The organism is Sphingopyxis sp. (genome assembly GCF_025869345.1).
Taxonomy (GTDB): Bacteria; Pseudomonadota; Alphaproteobacteria; order Sphingomonadales; family Sphingomonadaceae; genus Sphingopyxis.
The window spans coordinates 1-18,051 of record NZ_JAOZVW010000132.1 but is presented as its reverse complement, the minus strand read 5'-3'; the positions used below and the strand labels follow the sequence as shown (position 1 = coordinate 18,051).

General features: G+C 67.8%; 18 protein-coding genes and 1 pseudogene. 6 read left to right on the top strand and 13 right to left on the bottom strand.

Going from position 1 to position 18,051, the window contains the following annotated elements; genetic code table 11:
• Nucleotides 1-15: 15 nt before the first annotated feature.
• The 5 genes from rplS to OJI97_RS14305 are packed head-to-tail and all read right to left on the bottom strand — an operon-like array spanning nt 16 to nt 2,754.
• Nucleotides 16-393 (bottom strand): 50S ribosomal protein L19, encoded by a 378-nt coding sequence (rplS, locus tag OJI97_RS14325; protein WP_037555002.1) that lies wholly within the window; start codon nt 391-393, stop codon nt 16-18.
• A complete protein-coding gene (gene trmD / locus OJI97_RS14320) occupies nt 390-1,136 on the bottom strand; it encodes a tRNA (guanosine(37)-N1)-methyltransferase TrmD (protein ID WP_297664548.1) in 747 nt (248 codons plus the stop codon). The genes rplS and trmD overlap by 4 nt, the downstream gene beginning before the upstream one ends.
• On the bottom strand, nt 1,133-1,513 hold the full coding sequence (locus OJI97_RS14315; RefSeq protein WP_297664547.1) for a type II toxin-antitoxin system VapC family toxin: 381 nt from the start codon (nt 1,511-1,513) through the stop codon (nt 1,133-1,135). The genes trmD and OJI97_RS14315 overlap by 4 nt, the downstream gene beginning before the upstream one ends.
• A complete protein-coding gene (locus tag OJI97_RS14310; protein ID WP_297664546.1) occupies nt 1,510-1,791 on the bottom strand; it encodes an AbrB/MazE/SpoVT family DNA-binding domain-containing protein in 282 nt (93 codons plus the stop codon). The genes OJI97_RS14315 and OJI97_RS14310 overlap by 4 nt, the downstream gene beginning before the upstream one ends.
• A gap of 45 nt (nt 1,792-1,836) precedes the next feature.
• On the bottom strand, nt 1,837-2,754 hold the full coding sequence (locus tag OJI97_RS14305) for a LysR substrate-binding domain-containing protein (RefSeq protein WP_297664545.1): 918 nt from the start codon (nt 2,752-2,754) through the stop codon (nt 1,837-1,839).
• Nucleotides 2,755-2,857: 103 nt separating this feature from the next.
• Here OJI97_RS14305 and OJI97_RS14300 point away from each other — a divergent pair, with 103 nt between their 5' ends.
• Nucleotides 2,858-3,073, top strand: a complete 216-nt coding sequence (locus tag OJI97_RS14300; protein ID WP_297664544.1) for a hypothetical protein — start codon at nt 2,858-2,860, stop codon at nt 3,071-3,073.
• Between the two features lie 61 nt (nt 3,074-3,134).
• Here the strand turns inward: OJI97_RS14300 and rimM are convergent, their stop codons facing one another.
• The 3 genes and pseudogenes from rimM to ffh form a co-directional block, all read right to left on the bottom strand.
• Entirely contained in the window at nt 3,135-3,629 is a 495-nt protein-coding gene (rimM, locus tag OJI97_RS14295) for a ribosome maturation factor RimM (RefSeq protein WP_297664542.1), read from the bottom strand.
• Between the two features lie 285 nt (nt 3,630-3,914).
• A pseudogene (rpsP, locus tag OJI97_RS14290) lies at nt 3,915-4,268 on the bottom strand (30S ribosomal protein S16); the annotation flags it as partial.
• A 37-nt stretch (nt 4,269-4,305) separates the two neighbouring features.
• On the bottom strand, nt 4,306-5,769 hold the full coding sequence (ffh, locus tag OJI97_RS14285) for a signal recognition particle protein (protein WP_297664540.1): 1,464 nt from the start codon (nt 5,767-5,769) through the stop codon (nt 4,306-4,308).
• A gap of 307 nt (nt 5,770-6,076) precedes the next feature.
• Here ffh and OJI97_RS14280 point away from each other — a divergent pair, with 307 nt between their 5' ends.
• The 5 genes from OJI97_RS14280 to OJI97_RS14260 all read left to right on the top strand — a co-directional run bounded on the left by OJI97_RS14280 (nt 6,077) and on the right by OJI97_RS14260 (nt 11,698).
• Entirely contained in the window at nt 6,077-7,699 is a 1,623-nt protein-coding gene (locus OJI97_RS14280; protein ID WP_297664538.1) for an EAL domain-containing protein, read from the top strand.
• 300 nt (nt 7,700-7,999) lie between these two features.
• Nucleotides 8,000-8,806 carry a diaminopimelate epimerase gene (dapF, locus tag OJI97_RS14275; protein WP_297664537.1) on the top strand — a complete coding sequence of 269 codons (807 nt, stop codon included), beginning with the start codon at nt 8,000-8,002 and terminating at the stop codon, nt 8,804-8,806.
• On the top strand, nt 8,803-10,113 hold the full coding sequence (locus OJI97_RS14270) for a MiaB/RimO family radical SAM methylthiotransferase (protein ID WP_297664535.1): 1,311 nt from the start codon (nt 8,803-8,805) through the stop codon (nt 10,111-10,113). Before dapF ends, OJI97_RS14270 begins: the two co-directional genes overlap by 4 nt.
• Nucleotides 10,110-11,036, top strand: a complete 927-nt coding sequence (gene ftsY, locus OJI97_RS14265; protein WP_297664533.1) for a signal recognition particle-docking protein FtsY — start codon at nt 10,110-10,112, stop codon at nt 11,034-11,036. The genes OJI97_RS14270 and ftsY overlap by 4 nt, the downstream gene beginning before the upstream one ends.
• Entirely contained in the window at nt 11,033-11,698 is a 666-nt protein-coding gene (locus OJI97_RS14260; protein WP_297664531.1) for an inner membrane-spanning protein YciB, read from the top strand. Before ftsY ends, OJI97_RS14260 begins: the two co-directional genes overlap by 4 nt.
• A 32-nt stretch (nt 11,699-11,730) precedes the next feature.
• On the opposite strand, the gene OJI97_RS14255 is transcribed toward OJI97_RS14260, so the two are convergent.
• From OJI97_RS14255 to OJI97_RS14235, 5 genes are all read right to left on the bottom strand, one after another.
• Nucleotides 11,731-12,285 carry a gamma carbonic anhydrase family protein gene (locus OJI97_RS14255; RefSeq protein WP_297664529.1) on the bottom strand — a complete coding sequence of 185 codons (555 nt, stop codon included), beginning with the start codon at nt 12,283-12,285 and terminating at the stop codon, nt 11,731-11,733.
• Nucleotides 12,282-14,552 carry a spermidine synthase gene (locus tag OJI97_RS14250; protein ID WP_297664527.1) on the bottom strand — a complete coding sequence of 757 codons (2,271 nt, stop codon included), beginning with the start codon at nt 14,550-14,552 and terminating at the stop codon, nt 12,282-12,284. Before OJI97_RS14250 ends, OJI97_RS14255 begins: the two co-directional genes overlap by 4 nt.
• A complete protein-coding gene (locus OJI97_RS14245; RefSeq protein WP_297664526.1) occupies nt 14,549-15,091 on the bottom strand; it encodes a GNAT family N-acetyltransferase in 543 nt (180 codons plus the stop codon). Before OJI97_RS14245 ends, OJI97_RS14250 begins: the two co-directional genes overlap by 4 nt.
• Nucleotides 15,088-16,086, bottom strand: a complete 999-nt coding sequence (gene hemB / locus OJI97_RS14240; RefSeq protein WP_297664524.1) for a porphobilinogen synthase — start codon at nt 16,084-16,086, stop codon at nt 15,088-15,090. The genes OJI97_RS14245 and hemB overlap by 4 nt, the downstream gene beginning before the upstream one ends.
• Nucleotides 16,087-16,170: 84 nt before the next feature.
• On the bottom strand, nt 16,171-17,712 hold the full coding sequence (locus OJI97_RS14235; RefSeq protein WP_297664522.1) for a M23 family metallopeptidase: 1,542 nt from the start codon (nt 17,710-17,712) through the stop codon (nt 16,171-16,173).
• Between the last annotated feature and the right edge of the window lie 339 nt (nt 17,713-18,051).

Here is an 18,051-nt window from a genome sequence, read left to right as displayed (position 1 = left end):
AAGGAGAAGCTCTCCTTAGCCTTCGCCGGCTTCCGACCGGTAATCGCGGCGCTCCGCAATACGTGCCGATTTACCAGTGCGCCCACGCAGATAGTAAAGCTTCGCACGACGGACAGCGCCCTTGCGGACGACGGTAATCGAATCGATGTTGGGCGAATAGAGCGGGAAGACGCGCTCGACACCTTCGCCGAACGACATTTTGCGCACGGTGAAGTTGGAGCCCATGCCCTTGTTCGAGCGCGCGATGCACACGCCTTCGAAATTCTGGACGCGGGTGCGTTCGCCTTCGACCACCTTCACGCCGACCTTCAGCGTGTCGCCGGGACGGAAGGTCGGAATGGTCTTGCCAGCCTTGGCAATTTCTTCGGCTTCGATCGTCTGGATGAGGTTCATGGCCTCGGTTCCTTCTTCTTCTGCCGCGCGCCAGAGGCAGGTCGGTCCCGAGCATCGACGTGACGCTCCCAAAGGTCCGGCCTGCGTAACCGTGTATCGATCTCGGCCTGTTGTTTCCGCCAGGCGGCGATCTTCGCATGATCCCCCGATCGCAGCACTTCGGGGATCGTGCGCCCTTCCCATGTGACGGGCCGGGTATAGTGCGGATATTCGAGCAGACCGTTCTCGAACGATTCGTCGTCACCGCTGGATGGCGCGCCCATTACGCCGGGAAGCAGCCGAATGCAAGCGTCGAGCAGCAGCAGCGCCCCCATCTCGCCGCCCGACAATATGATGTCGCCCATCGACACCGGCTCGATGGCGCGCGCCTCGAAAATCCGCTCGTCGAATCCCTCGAACCGCCCGCAGAGGAGGATCGCCCCCGGCCCCGCCGCCAAGGCACGCACGCGCGCCTGCGTGACCGGCGCCCCACGCGGCGTCATCGCCAGCACCGGCAGCCCCGGATGCGCGGCAACCGCATGGTCGATCGCGGCACCGAGGACATCGGCCTTGAGCACCATCCCCGCGCCGCCGCCCGCGGGCGTATCGTCGACGGTGCGATGCTTGTCGGTGGCGAAATCGCGGATCTGCACCGGCGCGCACGACCACACCCCCGCCTCGAGCGCACGCCCCGCCATGCTGTGCCCCAGCGGGCCGGGGAACATATCGGGATAGAGGGTCAGCGGGACGGCAGCGAAGGTCAAGGCAGCGTCCAATTCTCGACCTTCAGCCCCGGCACATCGGCGAAGTCGGCTTCGTTGTTGGTGACAACCGTCGCGCCGATGCTGAGCGCATGAGCGGCGAGCAGACGATCGAAACGCGCGCGCTTGAACGGCAGCCTGGCATATTCTCGCGCCGCTGCCTCGTCGAATGGCAGGATCGGGATCACCCGGACGAACGCCTCCAGAATCTCCGACGGCGGCGGCTTCCCCCGTTCCGAACCCAAAGCCACCTCCGCAAAACTGACCGCCGAGATAGCAGCTTCGCCGGGCGCACAGTTGGACAATCGCGAGCCCAGCGCCGGGAAACGCGCCGTCATCGCATAGACGGCGCAATCGGTATCGATCAGATAGCGACTCACTTTCCGGACTTGGCCTTCGCAGCAGCCTTTCGTGCGGCAAGCACACTCGGACGTTCGTCGAAATCACGACGCTCCGGAACCTTGAGCCAAGGTGCCTTGCCCCAAAAACCGCTGATGTCGATCTTTGCCTTGGGCCGCTCGGCGGGCTCGAAGCGGAATTCGCCGCGTTCTTCGCGGACGATCATCTCGGTTCCTTCCGCTATACCCAGCGCCTTGGGCAGGCGCAGCGCGAGCGAATTGCCCGATTTGAACACTTTGGCGCGATATTCCTTGGTCATGACAGGCTCCGTATATACATCATGTATATACAGGGCCGATTCAAATCAAGGTAGCGGCGCCCATAGCGGCTCGGGAACGCGCTGCCGGTCCATTTCCATCTCCTCGTGCAGCCACTCGCGAAAGCGCTCGATCTTGCGCACCCCGACGCGGCTTTCGGGATGGACGAGGAAATTGGCCGTGCCGGGGCAGTAAAGCGTCTCGAACGGCCGCACGAGGCGGCCGCTGTCGAGTTCGGCACGCCAGAACAGCGGGGTCATCAGCGCGATACCGAAGCCGCCCTGCGCCGCGATCGCTTCCTGAAGCTGGCTGTCGAGTTCGATGCCCTGTCGTCGCGCCGGCGGCGTGCCGATGCCCGCTTCGGCGAACCAGCCGGCCCACCAGGGATCGTTCGGGGCGAGCCGCTCGACGTGCAGCAGGTCGGCGGGCTTTTCGATCCGGTTCGCATCGCGAAAGGCGGGCGAGCAGATCGGCGTCACATGGCTGCGAAAGAGAAAGTCGTCGCGCAGCCCCGGCCAGCGCCCGGTCCCGGTGCGGATCGCGACGTCGACATTCGCCGCGTCGAAGTCGACGAGTTCGTTCGACATCAAAAGCCGCACCGCAAGGTCGGGGTAGCGGAGTTGGAAGCGCCCGATGCGCGCGCTGAGCCACGTACCGCCGAAAGTGATCGCGGCGCTGATCGTCAGCACTTCGGCATCGTCGCTGCTGAGCGCGGCGAAGGCGTCGTCCATCGCGGCGAAAGCTCCGCTTATTGCCGGAAGCAGCCGCTGCCCCGTCTCGGACAGCCGCACCCGCCCCTTTTCACGCACGAAGAGCGCGCGGCCAAGCCGCGTCTCGAGCTGCCGAATCTGATAGCTGACCGCGGCCTGCGTCATGCCGAGCTCTTCGGCCGCGCGCGAAAAATTCTGCAAACGCGCGGCCGCCTCGAAGGCGCGAACGGCGGCGAGTGGCGGCAGTCTGGACACGGATCACATATAAGCTCTGCTTATATTATTCCGCAAAGCTTTTGTTGGCGCTGCGGGCGCGCCGGGCGCATTGAACGGGCATATCGAAGACAGGAGACAAGCGATGATGGAAGAGCATTTCATGCGCGGCTGGACGCACGGTCATGACCGCCTGAGCGCGGATATCGACCGCGGGTTCCGATGGCTGCGCCGCACGGCCCGCCAGTTCGTCGAAGCGGTCGCCCCCAGCCATGCGTCGGGCGAGGACGTCTATTTCGTGGCGCCCGTCCGCAGCACGACAAAGCGGACCGTTCCGGTTCGCGCGGCCCGTCGCCGCTGAGCCGCGCCCGCGCCTGCCGTTCCCGCCCGACAGTCCCTCGCCGGTGCGGGGACGGCAGGCCTTATTCGACGAAAGCCGCGTTCACCGTCACGCCATCGGCGTCCCACGCCGGCACCGCCTGCGCGGTCATCGGCACCATGAAGCGCTTGCCGTCGGGCTTCTCGATTTCAAGGATGTCGCCCGCGCCGAAATTCTCGACCGCCGCGACATGGCCGATCGCCGCGCCGCCGGTCGACACGCACGGCAGGCCGATCAGGTCGTGATGATAATATTCGCCCGGCGCGAGCGGCGGCAGCGCCGAACGCGGGACGGTCAGGATCGTGCCGCGCAGCGCCTCGGCGGCGCTGCGATCGGTGACCTCGGCGAAACTGGCAACCGCGCCCTGGTTTGCGGGGCGCACCGATTTCAGGGTCAGCTTGCGCCCGCCCGCGTCGAAAACGGAAAAGGCGCGGAGAGCCTCCGCGCCTTCACCGAACAATTTCAGCCGCACCTCGCCCCGCACCCCATGCGCGCCGGCAATGGCGGCGAGGGTGACGGGGCGTGTCGCGTCCGCCAAGGCTTAGCCTTCGGCCTTTTCTTCGCCGGCTTCTTCAGCGGCGGCTTCGGTCGCAGCTTCTTCGGCCGGGGCTTCTTCGGCCACCGGGCCGCCTTCGGCGACTTCCTCGGCGATCGCGGTCGCGTCTTCGGCGGTCGTGTCGGCCGGAACGTCCTCGGCGACGGCTTCGGCCACCGCTTCGGCGGTCTCTTCGCTCTTCACCGAGCCGGTCGCATCCGATTCAGCGGCTTCGGGAGCGGCGGCTTCAGCCTCGGGTTCCGGAGCGGGAGCCGCGGCGGCTTCCTTCGCGGCCTCTTCGGCCTCGGCCAGCTTGGTCGCCTTTTCCTCGGCGCGTTCCTTGGCCTTCTCGCCCGGGACGCCCTTGTTGGGGTTGTTGCGGGCGGCGCGTTCCTTGATGCCGGCGGCGTCGAGGAAGCGGGCGACGCGGTCGCTCGGCTGCGCGCCGACCGAGAGCCAGTGCGCGGCGCGCTCGCCGTCGAGCTTCACGCGCTCGGGATTATCCTTGCCGAGCAGCGGATTGTAGCTGCCGATACGCTCGATGAAGCGGCCGTCGCGCGGGCTGCGCGAATCGGCGACGACGATCTTGTAATAAGGGCGCTTCTTGGAGCCGCCGCGCGAAAGGCGAATGGAGGTAGCCATGATATTTTCCTTCTGAGTCTAAACTGGATTGTTCGCGTTATTTCTTCTTGTTCATCAAATTGGCGAGTTCGGGCGGGATCGCCCCGCCGCCGAGGCCGGGCAGCCCGCCGAGGCCGCCGCCGCCGCCCATTCCGCCGCCCCCGCCCATACCGGGAATGCCGCCGCCCTTGCCGAACAGCGCGCCGAGCCCCTTGAGCCCGCCCATCTTGCGGATGCGCTTCATCGCGGTCGACATTTCCTGATGCATCTTGAGCACCCGGTTGACCTGCTGCACCGTCGTGCCCGAGCCGTTGGCGATGCGGATCTTGCGCTTGGCGGTCAGGATCTCGGGCTTCGCGCGCTCCTTGGGGGTCATCGACCCCATGATCGCATCGAAATGGATCAGCATCTTGTCGTCGGCGCCGCTGTCGGCCATCGCCGCCTGCGCCTTCTTGAGGCCGGGGATCATGCCCGCGAGCGCGCCGAGCCCGCCCATGCGGCGCATCTGGTTCAATTGCGTGCGAAGATCGTCGAGGTCGAACTGACCCTTCGCCATCTTCTTCGCCATCGCCTCGGCCTCTTCGGCCTGGATCGTCTCGGCGGCGCGCTCGACGAGGCTGACGACGTCGCCCATGCCGAGGATGCGGCCCGCGATGCGCGAAGGCTGGAAGAGTTCGAGCCCGTCGAGCTTTTCACCCGTGCCCGCGAACTTGATCGGCTTGCCGGTGACCGCACGCATCGACAGCGCGGCGCCGCCGCGCGCATCGCCGTCCATGCGGGTCAGCACGACGCCGGTCAGCGGCACCTGATCGGTGAAGCGCTGCGCCACCTGCACCGCGTCCTGCCCGGTCAGGCTGTCGACGACGAGCAACGTCTCGGCCGGGTTCGCCGTGCGCGACACCGCCTGCATCTCGTCCATCAGCTGCTGGTCGACGTGGAGGCGGCCCGCGGTGTCGAGCATGAGGACGTCGAAACCCTGCAGCTTCGCCGCCTGCAGCGCGCGCTGTGCGATCTCGACCGGCTGCTGGCCCGCGACGATCGGCAGCGTCGCGACGTCGATCTGGCTACCCAGGACGGCAAGCTGTTCCTGCGCGGCGGGGCGATTGACGTCGAGCGACGCCATCAGCACCTTCTTGCGCTCCTTGTCCTTCAGGCGCTTGGCGATCTTCGCGGTCGTCGTCGTCTTGCCCGAGCCCTGGAGGCCGACCATCATGATGACGGCGGGCGGGGTGACGGCAAGCTCGAGCTCGGCGGTTTCGGAGCCGAGCATTTCGGTCAGCGCATCGCTGACGATCTTGACCACCTGCTGCCCCGGAGTGACCGAGCGCAGGACGTTCTGCCCGATCGCGAGTTCGGTGACCTGATCGACGAAGCTGCGCACCACGGGCAGCGCGACATCGGCTTCGAGCAGGGCGATTCGCACTTCGCGCATCGCCGCGCGCACGTCGGCCTCGGTCAGCGCGCCGCGACCGCGGAGCTTTCCGAAAACATCGCCAAGCCGATTGCTCAGACTGTCGAACATGCGCCTTTTTATACCCTTCTGACGACCGCAACGCAAAACACGCCGGTGAGCGAAACCTCGCCAACCAGCGGTATCCGTGGACAGGTTTTCCGTCGCGGATGTCGTATCTGCCCGGATGCAAGATGCCGCCGAACGCCGCGCCCTTACGCAAAAGCGCGGCGAAAGGCAAGCGCAAGCGATCCCCGGCAATGACGCGATTCCCATCTCCGCTCGGCCGGATCGGGCCGGGGGTGACGCAAAGGAGAGGCATTTAACGTAAATTTCACCGCTCGCGGCCAATATGCCGGCGATGGTGGGGAATATATCTATGACATTATGGCCGAAGTCGCGCGACCGAAGCGAGGACGCGCGCCGCGACGTCGTGGCCGGCGGCATCGTCGTCGCGGGCATATTGTTGTTCGTCGGCACCGGCGGCAGCGTGATGCAGTCGATCGTGCAAACTCTCGTCGGCATCGGCGGCGGACCCGACAAGGTGTTGGCGATCGCGCTGATCCTGAATGTCGCACTCATCCTCTTCGGCTGGCGCCGCTACGAGGATCTGAACCGCGAAATCCGCGAGCGGACCGAGGCCGAGCAGCGCGCGCGCTATCTGGCCGACACCGATCCGCTCACCGGCTTCCTCAATCGCCGCGCGCTGCTCGTCCAGGGCCAGCGGCTGATCGCCGACGCCGCCTCGAACGGGCGTCATGTCGCCCTGTTCCTGCTCGATCTCGATCATTTCAAGACGGTCAACGACATCCACGGCCACGCCGCCGGTGACCGCGTGCTTCAGGTTGCGGCGGAGCGGATCAGCGGCGTGCTGCCGCCCACCGCCGCCAAGGCGCGGCTCGGCGGCGACGAGTTCGTCGCGATGTTGCCGTTCGAACCCGCCGCGCGCGCCAGCATCGACGCGCTCGCCGCAGCGCTGGTCGCCGCGCTCGAGGATAATGTCGCGCATGATTCGCAGCAGATCCGCGTCGGCGCCTCGCTCGGCATCGCGCTCGCCACCGACGCCGGCATGACGATGGAAACGATGGTCCGCCAGGCCGACATCGCCATGTATCACGGCAAGGACGAAGGGCGGAACCGCCACATCTGGTTCGAGCAGGGCATGGAGATGGCGGTCCAGGTCCGCAACCAGATCGAGACCGGGATTCGCGACGGGATGCCGCGCGGCGAGTTCATTCCCTATTTCGAGCCGCAGGTCGACATCGCGACCGGCCGCCTCGTCGGTTTCGAGATGCTGATGCGCTGGGAATCGCCCGAATATGGCCTGATCCCGCCCGAACGCTTCATTCCGGTCGCCGAGGACAGCGGCCTGATCGGCGAACTGTCGCTGCAGGTCATCGGCCGCGCGATGGAGGTCGCCAAGGGCTGGGACCCGTCGATCATCCTCGCGGTCAATATCTCGCCGCAGCAACTCAAGGACCCCTGGTTCAGCCAGAAGCTGACCAAGCTGCTCGTCGAGACGGGTTTCCCCGCCAGCCAGCTCGAGGTCGAGATCACCGAAAGCTCGCTGTTCGAGAATCTGCCGCTCGTCCGTTCGATCGTCACCAGCCTCAAGAATCAGGGCGTGTCGCTCAGCCTCGACGATTTCGGCACCGGCTACAGCTCGCTGTCGCATCTGCGCGCGCTGCCCTTCGACCGGATCAAGATCGACCGCAGCTTCATCGCCGCGATGCGCGGCAGCCCCGACGCGCTGGCGATCGTCGTCGCGATCGTCCGGCTGGGCGAAAGCCTGGCGATGCCGATCACCGCCGAAGGCGTCGAAGACGAAGCGACCGCGATCGAGCTCACCCGCCTCGGCTGCGCGAAGGGGCAGGGCTGGCATTACGGCCGCGCCGCGTCGATCGACGACACCGCCCGCCTGCTCGCCGACCGCGGCCTGCTGCGCACGCCGATGCTGCCTGACGCGGCGGACGAGGAAGAAGAGTTGCGCAAGTCGGCGTAAATCTCCCCTCCCTGCAAGGGAGGGGCCGGGGGTCACCGAACGTTCATCAACGAGATGCAGTGCTAAATTGTTTCACGCGAAGACGCGAAGAAGATCGCGGACGAATCTCGTGCGTCTCTTGTCGCCGCAGGCGACTTTAACAGGCGCTTCGCGCGATTGGCCGGTTACGCAGATGCCATGACGCGACTTCTTCGCGTCTTCGCGTCTTCGCGTGAGACAGAATGGCACGTCGCCCGCGGTCCGGCGCGGCGCCCGGACGCCTCGCTAGACTTCGCCGCCCCGCGCCCCTAAATGCGCCTCATGGCGGATCGCTTCACCAAGATGCACGGGCTGGGCAACGACTTCGTCGTCATCGACGCGCGCGAGAAGGCGGTCGAGATGACCCCGGCGCGCGCGCACGGCATCGCCGACCGGCGGCATGGCATCGGCTGCGACCAGCTCATCCTGCTCGAACCGTCCGAAAAGGCCGATGTGAAGATGCGCATCTTCAACGCCGACGGCGGCGAGGTCGAGGCGTGCGGCAACGCGACCCGCTGCGTCGCGACGCTGCTGGCGCGGCCCGCGGTGATCGAGACGCTGGGCGGCATGCTGCGCGTCACCCCCGCCGACGGCGGCGCCGAGGTGGTGCTGGGCGAACCCGTCTTCGATTGGGAAGCGATCCCGCTCGCGATGCCGATGGACACCCGCGACATGCCGGTCGCGTGGGACGAACTGGAACATGGCGCCGCGGTCAATGTCGGCAATCCGCACATCATCTTCTTCGTGCCCGAGGCCGATGCGGTGCCGCTGGCCGAACTCGGTCCGCGGATCGAAACCGACCCGCTGTTTCCCGAACGCGTCAACGTCAATGTCGCGAGCCTCGACGGCGAGAACCAGCTTCAGCTTCGCGTCTGGGAGCGCGGCGTCGGGCTGACGCAGGCGTGCGGCACCGGCGCCTGCGCGACCGCGGTCGCCGCGATCCGCGCCGGACTCGTCGCCTCGCCGGTCACCGTGTCGCTGCCCGGCGGCGACCTGATCATTCGCTGGGCGCCGGGCGAGCCGATCGTGATGAGCGGCGCCGCGACGCGCGTCTTCGACGGCGAGACCGACTGGGCGCGCTTCGGATGAGCCTCCTCGCCGCCGGCCGGCAGGAGGTCGTCAATTTCGGCTGCCGCCTCAACATCGCCGAGGGCGAAGCGATCCGCGCCGCCGCGCGCGAAGCCGGCGCGCGCGACACGATCGTCTTCAACAGCTGCGCGGTGACCGACGAAGCGGTGCGGCAGGCGCGCCAGGCGGTGCGCCGCGCCTTGCGCGAGCGGCCGGGGGCCGACGTCGTGGTGACCGGCTGCGCGGCGGAACTGGAAGCCGGGCGCTTCGCGGCGATGGGCGCGCGGGTGGTAGCGAACGATGCGAAGGGATTGGCGGAGAGTTATGGAACCGCCGTGTCCCCGCGAAGGCGGGGACCCATCTCCGGCCGGTTCGAGACAGCACTGGCAGAAGATGGCCCCCCGCCTTCGCGGGGGAACACGACCTCTTTTAGCACGTCGCGCCCCTATTCCCCCGCCCTCTCCGGCCCGGACCACGCCCGCGCCTTCCTCGGCGTCCAGACCGGCTGCGCGCATAGCTGCACCTTCTGCGCAACCGTTATGGCGCGCGGCACGGCGCGTTCGGCGACCATCGAATCCGCGCTCGATGCCGCCCGCATCGCGCTCGATCGCGGCCAGCGGGAGATCATCCTGACCGGGGTCGATCTTGCGAGCTATGGCGACGACAGCGGCGCCAGCCTCGCCGCGCTGGTCGAGGCGCTGCTCGCGCTGCCGATCGCGCGGCTGCGCCTGTCGTCGCTCGACCCGAATCGCATCGACGACGCGCTGTTCGCGCTGCTGACGCAGGAAAAGCGCGTAATGCCGCACGTCCATCTGTCGCTGCAGGCGGGCGACGATATGATCCTGACCCGCATGAAGCGCCGCCACCGCCGCGCCGACGCCGTCCGCCTGACCGAGAGACTCAGGACCGCACGCCCCGAAATCGCCATCGGCGCCGACCTGATCGCCGGATTTCCGACCGAGGATGACCAGATGTTTGCCAATACAATGGCCCTGATCGACGATTGCGACATCGTCTTCGGCCATATCTTTCCCTACAGCCCGCGCGCTGGCACCCCTGCCGCGCGGATGCCGCAGGTCGGCCGCGCCACCGCGCGGACGCGCGCCGCCTCGCTGCGCGAGGCCAATGCGCGGCGGCGCCATGGCTGGCTGGACGCGCAGGCCGGCCGCACCGCCGCGATGCTCGTCGAACGCGACGGGTTGACCGGCCATGCCGAGAATTTTGCGCCGCTGACGCTGACCGCGCCCGCCGAGCCCGGCACCATCGTTCCGGTCCGCCTGACCGCGCGCGACGGCGACCGGATGATCGCGGAAGGGCTGGGCGCATGACCGGGCAGAGCTGGAGCGAACGGCTGCTCGGCGGCCTCAAGCGCACGTCGGAGCGGCTGGGCGAGAATCTGTCGGGGCTCACCGGCAAGTCGCGGCTCGACGACGAGGATCTCGACCGTATCGAGGAGGCGCTGATCACCGCCGACCTCGGCCCGGTGATGGCCGCGCGCATCCGCGACCGGCTGGCCGAGCGCCGCGACGTCGCCGCGAACGGCACCGAGGAACTCCGCGGCGTCGTCGCCGAGGAAATCGCCGCGGTTCTGCGCCCGGTCGCCGAGCCGCTCGACATCGACGCCTTTCCGCGCCCGCAGGTGATATTGGTGATCGGGGTCAACGGGTCGGGCAAGACCACGACCATCGCCAAGCTGGCGCACCTGTTCCAGGAACAGGATTATGGCGTGATGCTCGTCGCCGGCGACACTTTCCGCGCCGCGGCGATCGGGCAACTCAAGGTCTGGGCCGAACGGCTCGGCATCCCGATCATGGCGGGGCCCGAGGGTGGCGATTCGGCCGGCATCGTCTTCGACGCGGTCAAACAGGCAACCGCGACCGGCATCGACGTGCTGATCGTCGACACCGCCGGGCGGCTGCAGAACAAGCGCGAACTGATGGACGAACTCGCCAAGATCAAGCGCGTCCTCGGCCGCCTCAACCCTGCGGCGCCGCACGACGTCGTGCTCGTCCTCGACGCGACGACGGGGCAGAATGCGCTGTCGCAGATCGACGTGTTCCGCGAAGTCGCCGGGGTCACCGGCCTCGTGATGACCAAGCTCGACGGCACCGCGCGCGGCGGCGTCCTCGTCGCCGCGGCCGAGCGCCACGGCCTTCCCATCCACGCGATCGGCATCGGCGAAACGATCGACGACCTCCGCCCCTTCGACGCCGACGAGATCGCGGGCATCATTGCCGGAAACATCCGATGAGCGACCAACTCGACCAGCTTCCCACCGGCCCCGAAGCCGTCCCAGCGCCGCCGCCCGCCAAACATGGCTGGCTCAATTTCGCGATCGATTTCGGGCCTTTGCTGATCTTCTTCCTGACCTATAAATTCACCTCGGGCGGCACCGGCGCCTTTGCCGCGACGACCGGCGCGATCAAGGCCACGATCGCCTTCATGGTCGCGATCGTCGCCGCGATGATCGTGTCGAAATGGAAGCTCGGCCGGATTTCGCCGATGCTGTGGATATCGAGTATCCTCGTCCTCGGCTTCGGCGCGCTGACCATCTGGTTCCACGACGAGCGCTTCATCGTGATGAAGCCGACGATCATCTATGCCGCCTTCGCGGCGCTGCTGCTCGGCGGCTGGATGCTGGGGAAGCCGATGCTCAAATATCTGCTGCAATCGGCGCTCGAAGGCGTGACCGAAAGGGGCTGGTTGCTACTGTCGCGCAACTGGGGGCTGTTCTTCGCCGCGCTCGGCATCGCCAACCATGTCATGTACGAGCTGATCCAGGCGGGGCGGATGAGCTTCGACACCTGGCTGACGATCAAGGTCTGGGGCGTCACCGCCCTCTCCTTCCTCTTCACCCTGACGCAGGTGCCGGTGATGCTGAAGAACGGGCTGGCGGTGCCGGAAGAAAGCTGACTTCCCCTCCCGCCTGCGGGAGGGGAGAGGATTCACCCCTCCACCGCCGCCTTGTGCATCCGGCCGTTGAGCACATAATGAGCGACGCCCGCCTGCATCCCCGCCGCCTGCGCATCGTCGATGTCGCGCACCCGGCGCGCGGGGGCGCCCGCCCACAACTCGCGCGCGGGGATTTCCTTATTCTCGGTCAGCAGCGCGCCCGCGGCGAGCATCGCGTCGCTGCCGATGCGGCAGCCGTTCATCACCGTCGCCTTCAATCCCACGAAGGCGCGGTCGGCGAGCGTGCAGCCGTGCACCATCGCCATATGGCCGATCAGCACATCCTCGCCGATGATCGTCGGAAAGCCTTCGGGCCGGTGCGGCATCGGGCCGTCGCAATGGACGATGCTACCGTCCTGGATGTTAGACCGCGCGCCGACGATGATGCGGCTGACGTCGGCGCGCAACACGCAATTATACCAGATGCTGACATCGGGGCCGATCGTCACGTCGCCGATGATCCGGCACCCCGGCGCGATGAAGGCGCTGGGGTCGATCCGCGGCGTCTTGCCGTTCACGGCGATGATACTGACGTCGGTATAGGTCATTCGCGTTGTCCGATCAGATGGCCCCACAGGAGCACGGGAAGGGTCGAGGCATAGTCGTCGGTCCAGCGTTCGAAATGCGGCCGCGATTCGAGCGGCACCCATAGGCCGTCCTTCGCCGCCTCCGTGCGCGGAGCGAGGCCGCCCGTCAACTGGTCCAGTCGCTGCGGCGTCGCGGTCAGCGCCACCCAGTTCGATCCGGTCAGGTTGCTGAAATCGGCATCCGCCGCGCCTTCGTCGGGCGACGGGTCCATGCGGATCGCCGCCGACCAGCCGCGCGCTTTCGCCTCCGCCGCCAGCACGGGTTCGAGGTCGAAGAAGCGATTCGAGATATGAATCAGCAGGATTCCGCCCGGTTTCAGCGCGCGCGCATAGATACCGATCGCCTCGGCGGTCAGCAGGTGCAGCGGGATGGCGTCCGACGAAAAGGCATCGATGATCAATATGTCGAACTCAGCCGCGGACTGCTGTGCGATCCGCAGCCGCGCGTCGCCGATCACGATCGGCACATCGGGCGCGCATCGGCTGATGAAGGTGAATTTCCTGCGGTCGCGCGCGATCCGGGCCATCGCCGGGTCGATCTCGAAGATCGTCCAGCGCTGCCCCGGCCGGCGGTAGCAGGCCAGCGTCCCGGCGCCGAGCCCGACGAGCCCCACCGCGGCGCGCGGCCCCGCCAGCGCCTCGGCGCGGTCGAGCGTCAGCCCGACCCCCGACTGGTGGCCGTAATAGGTGGTCGGCTCCAACTCGTGCGGCGCATCGGTGCGCTGGAGCCCGTGCAGCGTCGTCCCGTGCGCGAGGCGGCGCTGGTGGCGATACGGATCGTCGGTCACCGTATAGACGCCGAAATAGCTGCGGACACGCATCCCGGTCATGCTCTCCTGCAGCGTGCTCCATCCCCCGACGCCGAGCATCAGCAGCGCCAATATGGCAACGAAGGCCCAGCGCCAGCCGATAACGAACAGACCGATGACGAAGATCGCGATGCCCCAGACCACAGCCTCCCCCTCGAGGCGGCCCGTCCATTCGCCGATCATCCTCCAGCAGGCGAAGATCGCGGCCGCCACCAACAGCGCCGCGACGGCCCGCGCCCGGCCCGGCGACAGCTTCAGCCATGTGTCCCATGGGAGCAGCACCGGAAGCGGCAGCAGCATCGCGGCGGCGAGGACGAGCAGCGGATGCTCATACACCCAGTCGAAAATCAGCGGGGCGATCAGCGCGGCGAATAATCCGCCGAGCACCCCACCCGCCGACATGACGAGATAGAAGAGCGTCAGATGCCCCGGCGCAGGCCGCAGATGATAGAGATAGCCGTGGAGCGCGGTCGCGACGATGAACAGCATCGTGAGCGCCGCGAGCGCGACGACCATCGTCCCGCCACCGGTGCTGAGCAGCGCCAGCCCGCCGATCGACAGCAGCACCGCGGGGGCGATGGTGGTGAAGACCTGGGTCAGCCGCTCGGCGGTCGAGAAAGCGATGACGAAGCTCAGCAGATAGAGGCCCAGCGGCAGCACCCACAGCAAAGGCATCGCGACGATGTCGGTGGTGAGATGCGTCGTCGTCGACAGCATGAGGCCCGACGGCACCGCCGCGAGTAGCAGCCAGTGGAGCCGGCGGCGCAGCGACGGCGGCGGTTCGGCGCTATCGGCGGCGTCCTCGTGCACGGCATGGGCGCGCCAGCGCGCCGCCGCGCTCGCCGCGACGAGCAGCACCAGCAGGCCATAGCCCGCGCTCCACCCCCAGCTTTGCGCCGCGAGCGGCAGCGACGGCTCGACGAGCGCGGGATAGCTGATCAGCCCGGCAAAGCTGCCGAGGTTCGACGCGGCATAGAGATAATAGGGGTCGCCGGCGCGCGGGTCGGCGGCGAACCAGCGCTGCATCAGCGGCGCCTGCGCCGACACGACGAAGAAGACCGGCCCGATCGACGCGAGCAGCAGCAGCGGCACCCACAGCGCCTCCTGCCCTGGTGCGGGCGGCGCGATCTGGGCGATGCCGATCGGCAGCCACAGCGCCGCGACGAGGAACAGCGCGACATGGATCATCGCCTGGCGGCGCACCTCGAAACGGCCGAGCCAATGGGCATAGGCATAGCCGCCGAGCAGCAGCGCCTGATAGACGAGCATCGCGCTGTTCCAGACGGCGGGCGCGCCGCCCAGCCGGGGCAGCACCATCCGCGCCACCATCGGCTGGACCTGGAACAGCAGGAAACTGCCGACGAATATCGTCAGCACGAACAGCCAGCGGCGCGGCGTTGCGGACAGGCGATCGATCATGCCGCCGTCCACGCCCCGCGCGCAATCGAATAGGTGACATGCGGACGGAGCGGATCGCCCTCCGCGATTTTCGGGTGGTCGAAGTCGAGATCGGTGTGGCGGCGCATCCCGAGCCGGTCCATCACCGCCTGGCTTCTGACGTTGCCACGCCAGGTGATCGCCCAGACGGCATCATCGGCGAGATGAGCGAAGGCCCAGTCCATCGCGCCGCGCGCCGCCTCGGTCGCATATCCGGCACCCCAGCACTCGCGCGCCAGCCGCCAGCCGATTTCGGCCTTGCCCTCGACCGGCCCCGCACTGCCGCGGATGATCCCGCACCAGCCGATCAACCGCGCATCGTCGCGCCGTTCCAGCGCCCAGAAGCTGTGGCCATGCTCGACCTCGATCGCGCGCATACGGTCGATCAACGCGCTCGTCGCGTCCATGTCGAGCGGCGGGCCCAGCGTCGCCATGACCTCGGGGTCGCTGCAAATGGCCTGAAAGGGCGCGACATCCGCGTCGCGCCACGATCGCATCGCCAACCGCACGGTCTCGATCATCCGTTCAGCAGCCGCGCTGCGAGGAGCGCGTGATAGGTCAGCACCCCCGACGCGCCCGCGCGGCGGAAGGCGAGCAGGGTTTCGAGGACGAGCGCATCGCGGTCCCCCGCCCCGGCCGCTGCGGCGGCCTCGATCATCGCATATTCGCCCGACACCTGATAGGCATAGACCGGCACCGCGAAATGGTCCTTCACCGCGCGCACGACGTCCAGATAGGGAAGCCCCGGCTTGACCATCACGCTGTCGGCGCCCTCGGCGAGGTCGGCCTCGACCTCGCGCAGCGCCTCTTCGACGTTCGCGGGGTCCATCTGATAGGTCTTCTTGTCGCCCTTGAGCAGCCCGCGTGAGCCGACCGCGTCGCGGAACGGGCCATAGAAGGCGGACGCATATTTGGCGGCATAGCTCATGATCTGGACATGGCCGAAGCCCTCGATCTCCAGCGCCTCGCGGATCGCGCCGACGCGGCCGTCCATCATGTCGGATGGGGCGATGATGTCCGCCCCGGCGCGCGCCTGATTGAGCGCCTGTCCGACCAGCACCTCGACCGTCTCGTCGTTGAGGACATAGCCCGCATCATCGATCAGTCCGTCCTGCCCGTGGCTGGTATAGGGATCGAGCGCAACGTCGGTGAGCACGCCGATGTCGTCGCCGAGCGCCTGCTTGATCGCCGCGGTCGCGCGGCACATCAGATTATCGGGATTGAGCGCTTCCGCGCCGTCCTCGCTGCGCCGTCCGGCCTCGGTATAGGGAAAGAGCGCGAGGCAGGGGATGCCCGCCGCCACCGCGTCCTTGGCGCGCTCGACGAGCCGGTCGACCGACCAGCGCGACACGCCGGGCAGGCTCGCGACCGGCTCCTCGGTGCCCGATCCCGCGCAGACGAACAGCGGCCAGATCAGGTTCGACGGGGTCAGATGATGTTCGCGCACCATCGCGCGGCTCCAGCCGGTGCGGCGGCTGCGGCGCAGGCGCAGGTCGGGAAAGGGGGCATGAGTCATGCCCGCGTGCATAGCGGCGCAGGCGCACGGGGCAAATGGATATTGGCGACTAACTATCCCCTCCCGCCAGCGGGAGGGAGAAAGCTAGATCCCTTCGCCCGCGCGCTTGGCCGCGACATCGCCGAGCGAGCCGAGCTTCGGACCCTCGATCGCCTTTGCCGCGACCGGAGCGAGCGCCGCGCCGGGCGCGATCGCCGTGAGCTGACGGATGCGCGCGCGGAAGTCGGCGAGCGCCTGGCCTTCCAGCCGCGCGCGCGTGACGAAGGCGATCGACAGCGGATTCACCGGAACGCCGTTGCGATAGACTTCGTAATGGAGATGCGGGCCGGTCGACAGGCCGCTCGACCCGATATAGCCGATCACCTGCCCGCGCGACACATGCTGGCCGGGGCGCACCGCGATGCGGCTCATATGCCCATAGCCGGTGCCGAGCCCGCCGCCGTGGCTGAGCTTCACATAATTGCCATAGCCGCCGGTGCGGCCGGCGACCTGCACGACGCCGTCGCTGACCGCGAAGACCGGGCCGCCGTAGCCGCCGCCCATGTCGATGCCGCGATGCATCCGCACATAGCCGAGGATCGGATGGCGGCGCATCCCGAAGGGCGAGGTGATGCGGCCGTTCGTCGGGCGGACCATGCCGCTGCGCTGCTCGCCCGCGCCCGACGCCTCGAACCATTGGAGACGGCCATCGACGGTCCATTCGATCATCGACAGCTTGGGCTTGCCCCCGCGGACAAGGCCCGCATAGAGCAGTTTGCCCGTCTCGCTCTCGCCCGTTTCGGCGCGGCGATGCTCGACGATGATGTCGAACTCGTCGCTCGCGCGGATGTCGCTGCCGACCGAAAGCTGGCGGCCGATGACGCGGAGATAGGCCTGGATCGATTCGGGCGAGGCGCCCGCGGCGCGCGCCGAGCGATAGAGGCTGTCGCCGACGCGGCCGCGGATGCGCAGCGGCGTCGCGTCGACCGCGATCGGGATGCGGCGCATCACCAGCCGCCCGTCGATCCGCTCCATCTCGATGCGCAGGTCGAAGCGCGCACGCATCGCGAGCGCATCGACCGGGCGCGGCATGGTGCGCGCGGCGCGGCGGCCGAGGATCAGGTCGATTCGCGTGCCCGGCGCGATGTCGGCCAGCGGCACCGCGCCCGCGATCTGGTTCGCGAGCGCCTGCGCATCCTGGCTGCCGACGCCCGAGCGTTCGAGCACGCGGGCGAAGCTGTCGCCCGCGCCGAGCGTCGCGGTCAATTCGATCTGCGGCCGCTCGGGAGTCTGGGCGAGCGGGCGCACCGCATCGGTCGCGGCCATGTGGCGGCCGGTATCGCCGCCGAAAGCCAGCGGAACGATCATCTGCGCGCGCGCTTCGGTGAAATCGGCGGCGCCGAGCGCCGGCATCGGCTGTTCGAGCGGCTTGATCCCGGGAAAGGTCGAAATCGCGGCGCCGCACAGCAATGTCAGCGTCGCAAGCCCGCGCCACCATTCGCCCGAACCGATATTGTCGCCAAGGTCTGGAACGAGATCGAGCAGCGCGAGCCGATCGCGCCACGACAGCGCCGGTTCGGGCGCGGCGTCCACCCGCCGCGGGCTGATCGCCTGCGACATCGTGAGGGCGGCCGCATTGCCGGACATCCCCGCGATGGGTTCGTGACGCTGGAACAAAAGCAACCCCCGTTCGACGGGCCTCCCGACCCGGCCGCCGAATGATCTTTTCGGCCGCTGGTCTGTAAACAAAGGCCGTTAAAGTCAATTTAACGCCCCTCCGCCGCGCCCGGCTTGCGGCGGGCCGTGCGGCGGGCGCGATATGACGCGGCCTCTGCGCGAATTTATGGAATGGCGGGTTGTGACCGGAGGCGGACATGATCTCACATCGTCATCCCGGACTTGATCCGGGATCCATTCTCTCAGCGCCGGATGAATGGATCCCGGATCAAGTCCGGGATGACGGAGGTCTACAATCGACCAAAAGTG

Bases quoted from the DNA above. Each gene is read 5' to 3' on its own strand.
- OJI97_RS14310 (WP_297664546.1), bottom strand. From the start codon at position 1,791: ATGACCAAGGAATATCGCGCCAAAGTGTTCAAATCGGGCAATTCGCTC.
- OJI97_RS14260 (WP_297664531.1), top strand. From the start codon at position 11,033: ATGAGCGACCAACTCGACCAGCTTCCCACCGGCCCCGAAGCCGTCCCA.
- OJI97_RS14235 (WP_297664522.1), bottom strand. From the start codon at position 17,712: ATGTCCGGCAATGCGGCCGCCCTCACGATGTCGCAGGCGATCAGCCCG.
- OJI97_RS14250 (WP_297664527.1), bottom strand. From the start codon at position 14,552: ATGATCGATCGCCTGTCCGCAACGCCGCGCCGCTGGCTGTTCGTGCTG.
- ffh (WP_297664540.1), bottom strand. From the start codon at position 5,769: ATGTTCGACAGTCTGAGCAATCGGCTTGGCGATGTTTTCGGAAAGCTC.
- OJI97_RS14255 (WP_297664529.1), bottom strand. From the start codon at position 12,285: ATGACCTATACCGACGTCAGTATCATCGCCGTGAACGGCAAGACGCCG.
- ftsY (WP_297664533.1), top strand. From the start codon at position 10,110: ATGACCGGGCAGAGCTGGAGCGAACGGCTGCTCGGCGGCCTCAAGCGC.
- dapF (WP_297664537.1), top strand. From the start codon at position 8,000: ATGGCGGATCGCTTCACCAAGATGCACGGGCTGGGCAACGACTTCGTC.
- OJI97_RS14270 (WP_297664535.1), top strand. From the start codon at position 8,803: ATGAGCCTCCTCGCCGCCGGCCGGCAGGAGGTCGTCAATTTCGGCTGC.
- hemB (WP_297664524.1), bottom strand. From the start codon at position 16,086: ATGACTCATGCCCCCTTTCCCGACCTGCGCCTGCGCCGCAGCCGCCGC.
- OJI97_RS14280 (WP_297664538.1), top strand. From the start codon at position 6,077: ATGACATTATGGCCGAAGTCGCGCGACCGAAGCGAGGACGCGCGCCGC.
- rplS (WP_037555002.1), bottom strand. From the start codon at position 393: ATGAACCTCATCCAGACGATCGAAGCCGAAGAAATTGCCAAGGCTGGC.
- OJI97_RS14245 (WP_297664526.1), bottom strand. From the start codon at position 15,091: ATGATCGAGACCGTGCGGTTGGCGATGCGATCGTGGCGCGACGCGGAT.
- OJI97_RS14300 (WP_297664544.1), top strand. From the start codon at position 2,858: ATGATGGAAGAGCATTTCATGCGCGGCTGGACGCACGGTCATGACCGC.